Below are 16,561 nucleotides of genomic sequence, written 5' to 3' on the forward strand. Positions count from 1 at the left end.
TTACATTCCTGTCGGGTATCTTTAGTTAAAAGATCTTTTTTTTAATAAATTATCATAATATCCTATCGAATTAATAGGCATTAAACTAATAGAAAGTATTATTTATGGGAAATTTATCAGTAGCTACCTTTGGTGGCGGTTGTTTTTGGTGTGTCGAAGCTGTAATTCAGCGTTTAAAAGGTGTACAATCAATAAAATCAGGTTATTCAGATGGCTTTATAAAAAATCCAGCATATCGCGAAGTTTGTACTGGCAGAACTGGACATGCAGAAGTTATTCAAGTTACCTTTAATCCTGACATAATTTCATATCATGACTTAATTTTCATTTTTATGACAAGTCATGATCCAACAACTTTGAATCGTCAAGGTGGTGACAGCGGAACGCAATACCGCTCGATCATTTTATATCATAATGATGAGCAGAAAGAAATAGCAGAAAAAGTTTTTGAAGAAGTACAGCCTGCTTATGCTGATCCGATTGTTACCCAATTGAAACCTTTTGAAGTTTTTTACGAAGCTGAGGATTATCATCAAAATTATTACAATGAAAATCAGGAAGCTGGATATTGCCAAGTGGTTATTGATCCAAAAATTCAAAAACTTAAAAAAATGTATGCTGATAAATTAATTGGCTAATTTTAAGTTAAGCCACAGATTATATTGATTGAACGATTTTTAGTTTAAAAAAAAATCTTTTAAAATCCTTTAATCTGTTGGCAATAAAAGAAAAGAAATAAAAAATGAAAAATCTCAAAATAAATAATCGATTTACTGCCGAACTGCCAGCAGATCCAGATTTGACAAACGAAATTCGTCAAGTAAAGAATACGCTCTTTTCATATGTAAATCCAACAAAACCCTCAAATCCAGAATTAATTCATGCATCTGAAGAAGTTGCTGAATTAGTTGGAATTTCTAAGGATGAAATACAATCAGAAGAATTTTTAAATACTTTCTCTGGAAAAGATATTCTTCCCGGCACGCAGCCGTATGCCATGTGTTATGCTGGACATCAATTTGGAAATTGGGCAGGACAATTGGGAGACGGACGTGCGATTAATTTAACTGAAATTGAAAACAATAATCAATTTTACACACTTCAGTTAAAAGGTGCTGGAAAAACGCCTTACTCTAGAACCGCAGATGGTTTAGCCGTTTTACGTTCGTCTATAAGAGAATATTTATGCGCCGAAGCGATGCATTATTTAGGAGTTCCCACTACTCGATCACTTTCTCTGATTCTTTCAGGCGATCAGGTTTTGAGAGATATTTTATACAATGGAAATCCTGCTTACGAAAAAGGTGCTGTTGTCTGCCGTGTGGCGCCGTCATTTATTCGTTTTGGAAGTTTTGAAATGCTGACTGCTAGAAATGAGCTCAAAAATCTAAAAGAATTTGTAGAATTCACAATCAAACATTATTTTCCAGAAATTACAGGCGAGCCTAAAGAACAATATTTACAATTCTTTAAAAAAGTGGCAGATACGACTCGAGAAATGATTCTGCACTGGCAGCGTGTCGGATTTGTTCACGGTGTAATGAATACCGATAATATGTCGATTCACGGAATTACGATTGATTATGGGCCTTATGGATGGTTGGAAAACTACGATCCAAATTGGACTCCAAATACTACAGACAGTCAAAATAGAAGATATCGTTTCGGAAATCAGCCTCAAGTTGCCCAGTGGAATTTGTACCAATTAGCAAATGCTCTTTATCCTTTAATTAATGAAGCAGAGCCTTTAGAAAAAATCTTAGATTCATTTATTAATGATTACGAAGAGGATTATAAAAATATGTTTTTAAGTAAATTAGGACTTTTTACTTCAAGTGAAACTGATGATAAAATTATTCAAGGAGTTGAAGAAATTTTACAATTATCAGAAACTGATATGACTATCTTTTTCAGAAACCTAAGCCAGATTAAAAAGAGTGATTCTGTAGAACAGGCATTTGAAAAAATTGAATATGCATTCTATTTACCAGAAGAAATAAAAGGTGAAATTCTAGATGCATGGCAAAAATGGCTTTCTGTTTATCTCAGAAGATTAAAGTTAGAGACACTTTCTGACGAAGAACGTACTGCGAAAATGAACCTCATAAATCCAAAATATGTACTGCGAAATTATATGGCACAACTGGCTATTGATGAAGCAGACAAAGGCGATTATTCTTTAGTGGATGAATTATTTCAGCTATTAAAAAATCCGTATGATGAACAACCAGAATCTGAAAAATGGTTTGCAAAACGTCCAGATTGGGCAAGATCAAAAGTAGGCTGTTCGATGCTTTCTTGCAGCTCTTAATTTATTTATTCTAATGTCACATTGAGCGAAGTCGAAATGCATCATACAAAGTTCTCTACTTCGCTCGAATTGACAGATTTAATAGATTGTCACATAGAGTGAAATCCATTCTATAGAAATAATTTGTGTTAATTAGTGAAATTCGTGGCAAACCTTTTTATCTCGAAGTTATATAATCCACAATCATTGTGGCATGCACTCTTGAGTTTTCTATAAACCATTTATGCGTCTGCATTCCACCGCAGACAACGCCTGCAAGAAATAATCCGTCAACATTAGTTTCCATCGTTTCAGGATTATATACAGGAATTTTTAATTCATCGTTTGAAAGATGAATTCCCATTCTTTCCAGAAAGCTTAAATCTGGTTTATATCCCGTTAAAGCCAGAACAAAGTCGTTTTCAATTGTAACTCTGCCGTTTGGTGTTTCAATTTCAACTACGTTTTCTCTGATTTCTGTAATATTAGATTCAAAATAAGCTTTGATACTTCCTTCTGCAATGCGATTTTCGATATCCGGCTTCACCCAATATTTTACTCGATTATTAATTTCGTTTTTACGAATAACCATTGTCACATCAGCACCTTTTCGCCAGCATTCCAAAGCTGCGTCAACTGACGAATTATTGGCTCCAACGACCAAAACTTTCCTAAAAGCGTATTCGTGCGCTTCTTTATAATAGTGACGAACTTTCGGCAGATTTTCTCCAGGAATATTCATCTCAATCGGAATGTCATAAAAACCTGTAGCTATCACCACATTTTTAGCTTCGTAATTTTGTTTATCGGTATCAATTTTAAAAATCCCGCTGCTTTCTTTTCGAACTTCATTTACTTTTTCAAATAAATTAATATTGAATTTAAAATAACGATGAATGTTTCTGTAATATTCTAAAGCTTCCTGACGCCCAGGTTTTGGCGCTAAGCAATTAAAAGGAATATCGCCAATTTCTAATCTTTCTGCAGTAGAAAAAAAAGTCATGTAAAGCGGATAATTGAAAATACTATTTACAATTGCACCTTTTTCTATAATTAAATATTTTAATTTTTTCTTTTCGGCTTCGATTGCGCAGGCAAGACCAATTGGCCCGCCGCCTACTATAATAAGGTCGTATATGGATTCTGTCATTTTATTTTTCCCAGTCTTTATAAGGATTTTTACTCAAATAAGCATTATAATATCTTTCATCATTTGTGACTTCTTCGCCAAGCCAATCTGGTTTTTCAAAAGCTTCAGTTTCAGAATTTAGTTCAATTTCTGCCATAATCAATCCTTCGTTTTCACCATAAAACTCATCAACCTCATACACATGTATTCCAGATTTTATTTCGTACCGGGTCTTTTCGATTTTACCTTTCTCACATAATTTTAAAAGTTCTATCGCTTCATCCAGCGGAATTTCATTCTCCCATTCAAACCGAGACATACCGCTGCTATGACTTATACCTTTTATGGTTATAAAGCCTTTATTTCCTTTAACTCTTACTCTAACAGTTCTTTCCGGGACAGAACTCAAGTAACCTTGTGCAATTTTATTTTGAGTAAAAGCTTGTTTCTTGAAGTCGTCAGATTTTACAAGAAATTTTCTTTCTATTTCGACCATTTTAAATGTGCATTATTTTTTTTATGCAAGTTACTGATTTTAATCAAGCTCTTGAAAGTTTAAAAAGGCAAAAACGTATTAAACTACTTTTTAAAGCACAAATTTAAAACATTAAAATAACTGATTATTAACGTGTTATGTGTTATTTTTTTCGTTAAATTTGATAGAATCTAAACTTTATCATCTATGTCTAAAAAAGCACTTTATCTATTAGGCATTGCAATAACCATCATTTTAGGTACTTTTTTATATCTTAAATTTTGCTGCAATTGCTCTGAGAAAACAATAACGGATGATACTCCTAAAACAGTTTCAACACCTGTCGTGGAGCCTAATTTTGTTCCGTTTGTATTGAATGGTTCTGGAATTGAATATCATACGAATGATAATCTCAAGTTCCTCAAAAACAGCGCAGCATTAATAATGCCTGTTGGTGATTCTGTCTTAACTGGTATAGCTAAATTAAAGACATTTTTGGTTTCAAATCCAAAACAGAAAATAACGATAACGGGTTACGCTACATCTGATGAAACAAATTCTACTTCTTTTGAAAATCTAGGTCTCGCAAGGGCAAATGAGGTCAAAAATTATTTTGTTACTGAGGGGTTGTCTGAAAAGCAATTTATTACTAAAGGAGAAATTATAGAAAAATGGAAAATGAGTGCAGACACGCTTCTAGGACCTGCTGATTATTCATTTGAAACCATTGATTCTACTGCAGCTGCAACGCCAAATGATGAATGGAGCGTTTTGAAAGATAAAATAAATGCAGATCCGTTGATTCTTCATTTTAGTACGAATCAATCGCGCCAAACTTTAAGCAGTCTTGAGAAACAAAAAGTTGCTGATATTATTAAATATACTGAGCACGTTAAAGATGCTGTTATTCTAGCAGTTGGCCATTCTGATAATGTTGGAAACCGTGATGCTAATATTGCTCTTGGACAAAAAAGAGCAGAATTCTCTAAAAATTATCTTTCTAAAAATGGCATTGACCAAACTAGGATCGAAACTCAGTCTAAAGGACCTGATGAACCAATTGGCGATAATAATACTTCAGAAGGAAAGGCATCAAATAGAAGAACAGTAATTACAATTAAATAACTAATCAAAACATACGATCATGAATATACCTTGTATCTTAATACCTGTGCTAGTGGGATTAATCTGTGGAATTTTAGGTTACTTACTAGGAAAAACGAACTCGAAAAATGATGATTCTCTGGCATTATCACTTCAAGCAGATTTGGATGCCTGTAAAGCGAACACTAAAAATTTAAATGCCCGAATTTCAACCCTAGAAGCAGATCTGGCTGCTAAATCTAAAATAACTACACAGTCGTTTACAGCGACAGCTCCTTCTTCAATTGCTTTTGACAGTGCTGGAGCAGCAAATTACCTTGGCAAGAAAATAAAAGAGAACGACTTAAAAATTGTAGAAGGAATTGGTCCTAAAATTGAGGCTTTATTGAACAATGCGGGAATAAATTCTTGGTATGATCTTGCTGAAGCATCAACAGAAAAATTACAATCTATTTTAGATGCCGGCGGAGAAAATTACGCCATACACAATCCGAGTACTTGGCCAAAGCAGGCGTTATTGGCTTATCAAGGAAAATGGCAGGAATTAAAAGACTGGCAGCAGAATCTTTTAGGCGGGAAAGAGTGAAATTAGGTTCAGAGGTTCAGAGTTACAAAGGTGCAAAGGTTTATTTCTTTGTGTCTTTTAACTTTTTTCTATAAAGAAAGAATGAAACTAGGTTCAGAGTTGCAAAGGTACAAAGGTTTTATCCTCTGTGCCTTTGCAACTTTGTTCCTTTGAACCTTTCTAAAAATTTTCTAAAAAAGAAGATTCCCATTCTTTAGCTGTATTGTACCATAAGTGGCCATTTTTAACTTCCAGTGGACAATCTATATTATTAGTATATAACGCTCCAGTTCCTAAACCTTGCGGCATTTTAGAATTTTGCAAAAATGTCCATTGTGCAATTGCATTAAGTCCAATATTGCTTTCTAAAGCCGAAGTAATCCACCAGCCTATATTATATTTATCTGCTAAGGAAATCCATTCTTGTGTGCCTTTAAAACCTCCAATAAAACTTGGTTTTAAAATAATATACTGAGGTTTGATTTCTTGTAGTAATTTTTCTTTTTCTTCGAACGAAAACACACCAATAAGTTCTTCATCTAAAGCTATTGGAAACGGCGTTTCTTTGCACAGCTCAGCCATCTCTCTAATATTGCCTTTTTTGATTGGCTGTTCAATACTATGAAGTTGAAATTGTTTTAATTGATTTAATTTATCTAAAGCTTCTATTGAAGAAAAAGCTCCGTTGGCATCAACGCGGATTTCAATTTCTTCTGGAGAAAAATGACTTCTTATAAATTGCAATAATTCTAATTCTTTTTGAAAATCTATCGCTCCTATTTTAAGCTTTATGCAATTAAAACCATCAGCTAATTTCTCTTCGATCTGTTGTTTCATAAAGGAAGATTCCCCCATCCAAACTAGACCGTTTATTGTAATAGAACTTTTGTTTCGGGTGAAATCTGATGGAAACAAAACAAATGGATTTTCACTTTTTAAGGATTGAAAAGCCATTTCTATTCCGAATTGGATAGATGGAAATTCTAGTAATTCTTCCCAAAGTTTATTTTCTCCTAAATGAATATTTTCGCATGCCCATCGAAGTTTTTCTTCATAATCATCACGATCATCAGCGCTTAAACCTAGAAGAATTCCACACTCACCTATTCCAATTTTTCCATTTTCTTCTAGAACAATAAACCAGGTTTCCTTTTCGGTCATAACACCTCTTGAGGTTCCAGAAGGTCTTTTAAAATCTAATAAATATTTACGGTAAGAAGCTTTCAAATGAATTGTTTTAAATCTTAATTGTACAATTTAAGCACTTTTTCAAAATCCTTAGACGGCAGGCCAGCTTTTTCAAAAGCAGCAAAATCCAGCTTAGTTTTGGCAACCCAGCTTAAACTATCTGTAACATTTTGAGTTTGGTATTTCTTATAAATAGCTTTTGCCTCACTGTAATCATTAGTGATTAAATAAGTATGTGCTAAATTTAATTTTACCATTAGTTCTGTATCATCCAGCTTTTCACCTTCTTGCAGTGCTTTTAAAGCTTTTGCATATTGTTTGGTCAAAATATAGCAGTAACCTAAAGAACTGTAATCTAATGCAGTTGCTTTTCCTTCGCTAATTATTGTGTTTAGTTTCGGAATTGCCTCGTTATATTTTTGTAGTTTTATTAATGAAGATGCTTGTGTTCTTAAATCGTTAAAGACATTTTTAGAAATATCTGCATCTTTATAACAGGCATTTCCAAAATCTTTGTACACTTTTGTTTTTTCAACCGCTAATAATTTTTGAAACTCATCATAGCGATATTGTTTCATGATTTTATTCAAGATACAAACACAAAAATCATCTGAGTTGGCCATTTTTTGTGCCATTGTAGAAGTTTTACACAAACTGATGATTTCGTTTTTATTGTCTTGATTCCAGCCTCGGTTTAATTTAGTGTCAACCCAAGGCACAACTTCTAGAACTACTTTTTGACTTAACAGCCAATTTTTACTTTCGAAACCAAACCAAATTGTGCCAGTATTTTGTTTTAAACAAGAAGATTTGTCTAATGAAAGTCTTTTGGCATCTTTGCTAATTGGTTCAGCTTGAGAGTAACACGCTTTGTCTATCTTACCATCGGCAACATATTTTTTTGCGTTTTCATTTGATGTAAAAATAGAATAAGTACATTCATCATCTCCTGAAATTTTCGACATCAAAAAAACTGCTCCTGCAGAACCTTGGCTTACTCCTGTGGGATCTGGAATAGCTTTTAGCAATGAAACTAAGCTATTGGCCATTTCTTGATTTTTATCTAAAAGTGTAATTCTGTAAACGATTTCCGTAGTTCCAACTGGTAAATCTTCTGTTGCAATAGAAATTCTATCGCGCGCAGGAACCATAATTTCTTTTGTAGTTGCTCGCTCTTTGTCCCAATAGCCTTCTTTCTGAGCGAAAGAATTAAAGGAAACTATAATAAAAAGCGATAGAATTATTTTTTTGAAAGTTGTATTTCGTGATGATGCTTTAATTGCCACAGATTTCACAGATTAAAATGATTTTTACTTTTAAAAAACTTCACAATATAAATAACATAGATTATGCCAAATAACTTTCTTATGGAAATGAGTGGCTTAGCCCTGAGAGTAGAACTATTTTTGAGGGTGCCAATAATTACCGGAACCCTCAAAACTTTAGTGTATAATTATAATTCTATTGATTCACCAATTTGTAAAAGCATTAAATCTTTGCCTTTATCAAAAAACTTGCGAATAGATTCTTCGTGATTGATTTCGATATAACCAAAAGTATCAAAATGATAACCTAAAATTTTATCGCATTCTAAAAAGTCTGAAGCAATAATCGCATCTTCTACATCCATTGTAAAATTGTTCCCGATTGGAAGAATTGCTAAATCTAATTTTGTACGAAGTGGGATTAATTTCAAATCATACGTCAATGCAGTGTCTCCAGCAATGTAGATGTTTTTATGTTCGCCTTCGATAACGAATCCTCCAGGATTTCCTCCGTAAGAACCGTCAGGAAAACTGCTGGAGTGAATAGCGTTTACATATTTCACTTTTCCAAAATCGAATTTCCAGCTTCCGCCATGATTCATCGGGTGTGAATTGAAACCTTTTTTGGCATAATAGCTAGTAATTTCAGCATTTGAAACAATTACTGCGTTTGTGTTTTTTGCAATAGCTTCTACGTCTAAAACATGGTCGCCATGTGCGTGAGTCAGCAATATATAATCTGCTTTAAGGGTTTTGATATCAATTGCTGCTGCCTGCGGATTTCCTGTTATAAATGGATCCACAATAATATGTTTTCCTCCCACTTCTATTCCTAAAGAAGCGTGTCCGTAAAATGTAATTTTCATTTTTGTTAAGTTTAAAGTTTAACGTAGTTCTATCTTCCTCCTAAAAATAAGTTTACAATAATGTCTGAAATCAACGAAATCATACAAACTGTAAGCAAAATAGAAAGCAAGAATGTGCTTAATGCCAGTTTTTTCAATTCTGGATCTAATAATTTAGGATCTTGATTTTTATAAACTGTAATTAAATGTTTAGTTAATGGAATATATGCCAATAAAAATAAATATTGATCAAAATTATAGCCGCTCAAAATAGCAAAAACAACTACTGCAAGCATTGCTGTAATAATCAAAGTATAGTGATAAACCTTTGCTTTCGCAGGACCCATTTGCACTACAATTGTATTTTTACCAACTTTCTTGTCTGATTCTTGATCACGCATGTTATTAAGGTTTAAAACCCCAACGCTCAATAATCCAATTGCAACAGCAGGAAGAATTAAAAGCGGATCAACTTCTTTTGCATATAAAAAGTTTACCCCTAAAGTACTTACCAATCCAAAGAAAATAAACACAAATAGATCTCCAAATCCTCTATAACCGTAAGCAGAATTACCTACTGTATAACGAATCGCAGAAACGATTGCTGCTATTCCCAATAACAGAAAAAAGATCGAATACCCGAAATTATCGCTTCCAAAAGCAAAATAAATCAAGATTATTGCTGATAATAAAGTCAATAAAGATGTAATTATAATGGCTTTTTTCATTGCCTGAGGCGTAATAACACCACTCTGAATAGCACGCTTGGGCCCTATTCGATCTTCATTATCAGTGCCTTTTACCCCATCACCATAATCATTTGCAAAATTGGATAAAACCTGTAATCCTAATGTTGTCAAAAGAGCAAAACCAAAAATTTTCCAACTAAATACTTCTGTTGGTGTATTAATAGTTTCTGTTGGATTTGATAAAGCATAAATACTTCCAACTATAATTCCAGAAACTGATAAAGGTAATGTGCGCAGTCTTGCGGCTTCAATCCAATGTTTCATTTATTCTTTTAGTTTTATTTTGTTTCAAGTTTGAAGTTTCAAGTTATCTACAGAACCTGTAACATGAAACTTGAAACTATTTATTAATTTTATGGTAACCACTTATTTTCACCGAAATTTGGTTTTCTTTTTTCTAAGAAAGCATTTCTTCCTTCTTTAGCTTCTTCGGTCATGTAAGCTAAACGAGTTGCTTCTCCTGCAAAAACTTGTTGTCCGACCATTCCGTCATCTGTTAAGTTCATTGCAAATTTCAGCATTTTAATAGAAGTTGGAGATTTTTGAAGGATTTCCTGAGCCCATTCGTATGCAGTAGCTTCAAGTTCGTCATGCGGAATTACGGCATTAACCATTCCCATTTCAAAAGCTTCCTGAGCAGAATAATTTCTACCTAAAAAGAAAATTTCACGCGCTTTTTTCTGACCGACCATTTTAGCCAAATATGCTGATCCGTAACCACCGTCAAAGCTTGTTACGTCTGCGTCTGTTTGTTTAAAAATCGCATGCTCTTTACTCGCAAGAGTCATATCGCATACTACGTGCAAACTATGTCCGCCGCCTACAGCCCAGCCTGGAACAACAGCAATAACAACTTTTGGCATAAAACGAATTAAACGCTGTACTTCAAGTATATTTAAACGATGCTGACCGTCTTCACCAACATATCCTTGGTGTCCGCGTGCATTCTGGTCGCCTCCGCTGCAGAAAGAATAAACTCCGTCTTTTGTCGATGGTCCTTCAGCAGAAAGTAAAACTACTCCAATCGAAGTGTCTTCTTGTGCATCATAAAAAGCCTGGTATAATTCTGAAGTAGTTTTAGGACGGAATGCATTTCTAACATTTGGTCTGTTAAAAGCAATTCTCGCTACTCCATTACATTTTTTATAGGTTATATCTTCAAATTCTCTGGCTGTAATCCAATCCATTTTGATTTATTTTATTTAAACAATTATAGGGTAAAAATAAGGCATTTTTACATTTTTACCTACTCAATTCTGTTTAAGTCTGTAATGAAAATTACTCTTAATGTTAACAATTGTCCTAAGGTTCCAAAAAATAACATTTTTTAACATTAGTTTAGAAAAATAATAATTAATTTTACACCCTAGAAATCAATGAGATACATTTTCTTTCATTGATTTCAGATTGATTTTCTTTCACTGATTTATTAACCTAAAAAATGATTTTTTTGAGAAAATTTAAAAAATTTGTCGCTCATTTTTTTACGGTTTTTATTAACAGACCTCAAATTAATGAGCAAATGATTTATGTGTTTGTCGAAACTTCAAAAAGAAAAAAGTAACACCTAAGGTTAAATGTTAGAATTGTATCTATAATTAGTATATGAATGATAACGAAAAAGAAGAAAAAAGTACTAATTCACACTTTCTAAAAGTTATTTATAAACCAATGGATCAAGCCGTGAAATTCTTTTTTTGCTTTTAAGATATGTGCATTGATTGTTTAAAAGACATACCATCAATGGGGTAATTTCTAAAATACGTAAAGCTATTATTCTGAGATGGATTCGAATTATTTTATTTCTGTTTTTTTTTAATTACAATTTTTTTTAAAACTAGAATAAAAAGCGAAAGGCTGCTTGTAATGAGCAGCCTTTCGTGTTATAATAACTTTACTTTCGTAAATTTCAAAAATAAAAAAATCCAAATTCCAACTAATAGATAGATTGGAATTTGGATTTTTAGAATATTTTTTTTTTTAAATAAACTTTAATTTATTAGATAAATCCCGTCTTCTTTAATTTCTATTAATTTCTCTTTGTACAAAGAGCCAATGGCTTTTTTAAATGATTTTTTACTCATTTTCAAAACCGTTTTAATATCTTCTGGATGAGAATTATCGTTTAAACGGAGGAAACCTCTGCTGGCTCTTAATTCGCTTAAAACCTTCTCTGCATTTGGTTCAATACTCTCAACTCCTTGCACTTGCAGCGCAACATCGATTTTATTGTCAGGACGAATATTTTTAATATATCCACGCATTCTGTCGCCTGTTCTTATCGAGTCGTCGTATACTTCATCTTTATACAAAAGACCTTTATGTTGTTCGTTAATGATTACATTAATTCCCATATCGGTAATATGAGAAACAATTAAATCCACTTCTTCTCCTTTTTCAACCGTTAATTGGTCATTATTCAAGAATTGATTGGTTTTACTAGACGCAACCAAACGATTGGTTTGTTTGTCCATGTATAAATAAACCAAATAACGTTTTCCTTTTTCCATTGGACGGGCTTGTTCTTTAAATGGCACAAGAATATCTTTCTCCATTCCCCAATCCATAAAAGCACCGACATTATTGATATAATTCACTCTTAAAAGTGCAAATTCATTCAACAAAATATAAGGAACTAGAGTTGTTGCGACAGGTCGCTGTTCGTGATCTAAATAAACGAAAACGATTAATTCTTCCCCAATTTCAAATTCTTTGGGAACATATTTATTTGGAAGTAAAACGTCGTGAATTCCTTCTGGATCATTTTCAGGATCTCCTAAAAACAACCCAACTTTGGTATCACGTAATATAGTTAGTGTATTGTATTTTCCTATTTCAAGCATTTTTTTTAACGTTCTAAGTTGATTTGCAACTAAGTTTATGAGCTGCAAAGGTACGAAGTTTGAAAATGGTAAATTGAAAAATGTTTTGGATTAATATTAAAAAGAAAAAGCGCCATAGTTATGACGCTTTATTTTATTTCCGGAAGACTATTTATAAACACTTTCTTTTTTAAAGTGTACCGTTAATAGATAATAAACAACCACTCTGTATTTGTGTTTGTTAGACTTACCATATTTTTCTAATACAGCATGAATTGCTTCCATTAATTCTGGTCCGTCTTTTAACCCTAATTTTTTAATTAAAAAGTTATTTTTTACGGTATCCAATTCAGATTGCTGGCTTCCTGCTACTGTAGATGCATCATCATTATAAATAGATGGTCCGCAGCCAATAGTTACTTTTGTTAGTAAATCCATGTTTGGAGTTACTCCGCATTTGTCTTTTAAATCTGAAGCATACTTCACAATTAGTTCTTCTCTCTTGCTCATAATATTTTATATTGGTTATTATTTCTAAAACCAAAACTAAATATTATAATGAAAGAAAACTAATTTTTAACAAATATTAACTTACAAATTAATTAAATAAGCTTTTTAAAATATTGTTTTAAAATAATATCATTTTCTGTTGTCGGCGTAAAAATCTCGAGAATTCCAGGCGCATCATTTGAATTGTAGAGTATTTCTAAACTGCTATTTAATGATTCTAAATCATTCGCTTTAAAATAGTTACACTGATACATTTTAGCTAAATGTTCTGCTGTTAACTGATGAGAAGTTTCAAAATAGGTATTAAAAACAGGTTTTTCCTCGTGTCCAGGCAGAATTCTGAAAATTCCTCCTCCTCCATTGTTTACCAATATTATCTTGAAATTTTTCGGAATATAAGAGTTCCATAACGCATTGCTGTCGTATAAGAAACTGATATCACCTGTAATAAATACTGTCTGTTTATCATTTCCAACTGAAGCTCCAACTGCAGTTGATGTACTTCCGTCAATTCCACTAGTTCCGCGATTGCAGAAGACTTCTATAGATTCATCAATATCAATTAATTGAGCGTAACGAATTGCCGAACTATTACTAATTTGAAGGATACTATTTTTAGGAAGCGTTTCAATAACTTTCTCGAAAACTTTAAAATCTGAAAAACCAATTTGATTAAGATATTCTTGTCTTTTAATTACTCGGGTTTTATAAACATCTTGGATATCTTTAAAGTAATCACTTTCTACAAAAGATGTTTTTGAGAGTAAGTCTTTAAAAAAATCATTTGGCTGCATTTCAAAATGTTTGGTCAATGCTCCAAATGTATCGTATGCACGTAACGTATCGATGTGCCAGTGATGCTCGGGTTTGTATTTTCTTAAAAAACCTTTGATTCTTTTGGAAACAACCATTCCGCCAAAAGTTACTAAAACTTCTGGGTTAAATTCTTTAAAATCAGAATCATCAAAAGGTGTAATTAAAGTATCAATACTATTAATAAAACTTGCATGATGAAGATTCGAAGTCGTTTCTGTAAGTACAACGATTGAAGGATCTGAAGCTAAGTTTTCAATTATTTCTTGATCAATAACATTCGCTTCATTTACTCCGACTAAGATTAATTTTCGTTTCGCATTATTCCAAACAGAAACAAATTCATCACTATTTTCTATAGTTTTTGGAGCAATGTCAGACTGCAGATTTGTAATTTTTGGCTGCACTAAAAGTTCTTCTGTAGTTTCATATAAAGGCTCTTCAAAAGGCGCATTGATGTGCACTGGCCCTTTTTGCTGAATTGCCGTTTCTATTGCTAGATTGATTTTTGAATCATTTTCTTCTGACGCATCTTCGGTCAAATTGGCATTATAAACAGAATGATTTAGAAACACATTTTCCTGACGAATAGTTTGTCCGTCTCCAATATCAATTTTACTCTGAGGACGATCTGCAGAAATTACGATTAACGGAATCTGGCTGTAAAATGCTTCCGCAAAAGCCGGATAATAGTTCAATAAAGCCGATCCAGATGTACAAACCACTGCTGTAGGCTGTTTGGTTTGCTGTGCAATTCCTAAAGCAAAAAAAGCAGCACAGCGCTCGTCTGCAATACTATAACATTTAAAATTAGGGTTTTGAGCAAATCCAATGGTTAATGGCGCATTTCTAGATCCTGGAGAAATAATAATATTAATGATGCCTTTGGCAGATAAAATTTCGATAATGCTTTGTGCAAGCGCTATTTTGGGGTAAATCATTCTGATCGCGTATTACTTTTTTTAAAGAAAATCTTTGATTTGACTTTCTTAATCTTGCTTACAAAGTTACAAACTTCGCACTTGATTTAAATTATAATTAGGAATATATTAAGTCTCTTTCTCGAAAAAGGAAATATATTTGTAAAATCGAATTATAAATAAAAGCCAGACCTGCTATGCGTTTTCTGTATGTACTTTTTTTAGCTGTAACTTTTCAAACTGTAATTTCTCAAAATAAATTTGTTCCTGTTGATACACCTTATCAAACAGCACTGGAAAATGCTAAAAAAGAAGGAAAACCTCTTTTTGTAATGTTGTATGCTGACTGGTGTCCGCATTGTAATTTAATGAAAAGTGAAGTTTTAAGCGATCCAGCAGTTATGGATTTTTTGAATAAAAATTTTGTCTGTACCTATAAAAACATCGAAAAAGAGGAAGGAATTGCACTAAAAAACAAATTCAACACAAAATCACTTCCTACTTTTTTATTTTTGGATGCTAATGAAACATTGATTTATGCTTTAAAAGGCGAAATGAAAAAAGCTGAATTTTTAAATGAGCTGCATTATGCTTTAAATCCGAAAATGCAATTGCCTTATTTAGAAAAGGAATTTATGGCAGATCCGAGTAATTCAGATAAATATTTCACTTATTTAAATACTTTAAAAAAAGGAAAAGACAGAACAGAACTATCTCCAGCAACACATACGTATTTAAATACACAGTCTGATGCGCAATTAATTAGTGAATTGAATTGGAGAGTTATTGCAAACGGAGTAACAGATATTAAATCGAGAGAATTTCAGTATGTTTTAAACCATCAAAAAGAATTTGCTGCTGTAGCTTCTCAAAATAGAATTGACCGTAAAATTGAAAGTATTGTAACCGAATTGCTTCGCCCGCTGGTTGACAATTTAGACACTGTAAACTATTATAAACAAAGAGAAGTTGCTAAATCTATCCGTCTTCAAAAAACAGATTCTTTAGTTTTTAAATATGATTTATCTTTAGCTGAAAGAACAGAAAAATGGGATTTCTATAAAAAAGTTACTCTTGAAGACACACAAAAATTGGCCTGGAATGATGCTAGTTTTTTAAAAGATATTGGAAATACTTATTTAAAGCATATTAACGATACTGAAAGTTTGAAAAAAGCCATTTTCTGGGTAAATCATTCTTTAGAATTAAATGATTCTTACGATGGTAATTTATTAGAGGCCAGACTTTATAATAAAATAAAAGATAAAAAAAAGGCTTTAGAATATGCTAAAGAAGCCAAAGCCATTGCAAAAGAAATGGGTTGGAATTCTAAAGATGTAGATGTTTTACTAGCAGAATTAAACACAAAATAATCGCAAAAATTAAATATGAATATTGTTTTAAGACCAGCAACATCAAATGATTTACAAAAGATTTTAGAAATTGTAAATCATTCCATTTTACATACAACGGCTAATTACAGCTATGAAATTCAAACTTTAGAAGTTCAAAAAAAGTGGTTTGAAGATAAAACAGCCAAAAATCTACCGGTTGTTGTAGCCGATTTAGATGGCGAGGTCGTTGGTTTTGGAAGTTACGGACAGTTTCGCGAAAAAATTGGATATCAATTTACGGTTGAACATTCTGTTTATGTAGTCGATCATGTAATCGGAAAAGGAATTGGATCTAAACTGTTGGCAGAATTAATTCGCTTGGCAAAAGAACAAGGTTATCACGTAATGATTGGCGCAATTGATGCTGATAATGCCGGTAGTATAGCTTTTCACGAAAGATTTGGTTTCGTAGCAACGGGTACAATTCGCGAAGTGGGCTACAAGTTTGATCATTGGCTCGATTTGGTTTTCATGCAGTTGATTTTAAAATAA

The 16,561-nt window shown here is 32.6% G+C and carries 16 protein-coding genes; 6 read left to right on the top strand and 10 right to left on the bottom strand.

Annotation, left to right across the window (positions count from 1 at the left end):
- The first annotated feature begins 104 nt into the window (after positions 1-104).
- A complete protein-coding gene (gene msrA, locus QMG60_RS16405) occupies positions 105-638 on the top strand; it encodes a peptide-methionine (S)-S-oxide reductase MsrA (RefSeq protein WP_281865675.1) in 534 nt (177 codons plus the stop codon).
- 104 nt (positions 639-742) lie between these two features.
- A complete protein-coding gene (locus QMG60_RS16410) occupies positions 743-2,311 on the top strand; it encodes a protein adenylyltransferase SelO (protein WP_281865676.1) in 1,569 nt (522 codons plus the stop codon).
- A 157-nt stretch (positions 2,312-2,468) separates the two neighbouring features.
- Here QMG60_RS16410 and QMG60_RS16415 read toward each other — a convergent pair whose 3' ends face one another.
- Together QMG60_RS16415 and QMG60_RS16420 are read right to left on the bottom strand one after the other, a co-directional pair.
- Positions 2,469-3,440, bottom strand: coding sequence for a YpdA family putative bacillithiol disulfide reductase (locus QMG60_RS16415; RefSeq protein ID WP_281865677.1), 972 nt, complete (start codon positions 3,438-3,440; stop codon positions 2,469-2,471).
- Position 3,441: 1 nt separating this feature from the next.
- The gene (locus QMG60_RS16420; RefSeq protein WP_134141219.1) at positions 3,442-3,915 is read right to left on the bottom strand and encodes a CYTH domain-containing protein; all 474 of its coding nucleotides are present in this window, start codon (positions 3,913-3,915) and stop codon (positions 3,442-3,444) included.
- Positions 3,916-4,101: 186 nt separating this feature from the next.
- Here QMG60_RS16420 and QMG60_RS16425 point away from each other — a divergent pair, with 186 nt between their 5' ends.
- Together QMG60_RS16425 and QMG60_RS16430 are read left to right on the top strand one after the other, a co-directional pair.
- Positions 4,102-5,019, top strand: coding sequence for an OmpA family protein (locus QMG60_RS16425; protein WP_134141217.1), 918 nt, complete (start codon positions 4,102-4,104; stop codon positions 5,017-5,019).
- A 19-nt stretch (positions 5,020-5,038) separates the two neighbouring features.
- Positions 5,039-5,584 carry a hypothetical protein gene (locus QMG60_RS16430; protein ID WP_281865678.1) on the top strand — a complete coding sequence of 182 codons (546 nt, stop codon included), beginning with the start codon at positions 5,039-5,041 and terminating at the stop codon, positions 5,582-5,584.
- Between the two features lie 159 nt (positions 5,585-5,743).
- Here QMG60_RS16430 and QMG60_RS16435 read toward each other — a convergent pair whose 3' ends face one another.
- The 8 genes from QMG60_RS16435 to menD form a co-directional block, all read right to left on the bottom strand.
- Positions 5,744-6,790 (bottom strand): o-succinylbenzoate synthase, encoded by a 1,047-nt coding sequence (locus tag QMG60_RS16435; RefSeq protein WP_281865679.1) that lies wholly within the window; start codon positions 6,788-6,790, stop codon positions 5,744-5,746.
- Positions 6,791-6,807: 17 nt separating this feature from the next.
- Complete coding sequence (locus QMG60_RS16440) at positions 6,808-8,046, bottom strand: hypothetical protein (RefSeq protein ID WP_281865680.1); 1,239 nt, start codon at positions 8,044-8,046, stop codon at positions 6,808-6,810.
- A 158-nt stretch (positions 8,047-8,204) separates the two neighbouring features.
- Positions 8,205-8,882 (bottom strand): metal-dependent hydrolase, encoded by a 678-nt coding sequence (locus QMG60_RS16445; RefSeq protein WP_281865681.1) that lies wholly within the window; start codon positions 8,880-8,882, stop codon positions 8,205-8,207.
- A 29-nt stretch (positions 8,883-8,911) separates the two neighbouring features.
- Positions 8,912-9,874, bottom strand: coding sequence for a 1,4-dihydroxy-2-naphthoate octaprenyltransferase (gene menA, locus QMG60_RS16450; RefSeq protein ID WP_281865682.1), 963 nt, complete (start codon positions 9,872-9,874; stop codon positions 8,912-8,914).
- A gap of 89 nt (positions 9,875-9,963) precedes the next feature.
- Positions 9,964-10,797: a 1,4-dihydroxy-2-naphthoyl-CoA synthase gene (locus QMG60_RS16455; protein ID WP_053473251.1), complete on the bottom strand. Its 834-nt coding sequence runs from the start codon at positions 10,795-10,797 to the stop codon at positions 9,964-9,966.
- Positions 10,798-11,601: 804 nt separating this feature from the next.
- Complete coding sequence (locus QMG60_RS16460) at positions 11,602-12,453, bottom strand: S1-like domain-containing RNA-binding protein (RefSeq protein ID WP_057117910.1); 852 nt, start codon at positions 12,451-12,453, stop codon at positions 11,602-11,604.
- Between the two features lie 147 nt (positions 12,454-12,600).
- Positions 12,601-12,942 carry a DUF2853 family protein gene (locus QMG60_RS16465; protein ID WP_057117909.1) on the bottom strand — a complete coding sequence of 114 codons (342 nt, stop codon included), beginning with the start codon at positions 12,940-12,942 and terminating at the stop codon, positions 12,601-12,603.
- Between the two features lie 92 nt (positions 12,943-13,034).
- Complete coding sequence (gene menD / locus QMG60_RS16470; RefSeq protein ID WP_281865683.1) at positions 13,035-14,696, bottom strand: 2-succinyl-5-enolpyruvyl-6-hydroxy-3-cyclohexene-1-carboxylic-acid synthase; 1,662 nt, start codon at positions 14,694-14,696, stop codon at positions 13,035-13,037.
- A 176-nt stretch (positions 14,697-14,872) separates the two neighbouring features.
- On the opposite strand from menD, the gene QMG60_RS16475 reads away from it, so the two are divergent.
- Together QMG60_RS16475 and QMG60_RS16480 are read left to right on the top strand one after the other, a co-directional pair.
- Entirely contained in the window at positions 14,873-16,048 is a 1,176-nt protein-coding gene (locus QMG60_RS16475; RefSeq protein WP_281865684.1) for a thioredoxin fold domain-containing protein, read from the top strand.
- 15 nt (positions 16,049-16,063) lie between these two features.
- Complete coding sequence (locus QMG60_RS16480; RefSeq protein ID WP_057117906.1) at positions 16,064-16,561, top strand: GNAT family N-acetyltransferase; 498 nt, start codon at positions 16,064-16,066, stop codon at positions 16,559-16,561.

The sequence above is a fragment of the Flavobacterium sp. GSB-24 genome, assembly GCF_027924665.1.
Lineage (GTDB): Bacteria > Bacteroidota > Bacteroidia > Flavobacteriales > Flavobacteriaceae > Flavobacterium.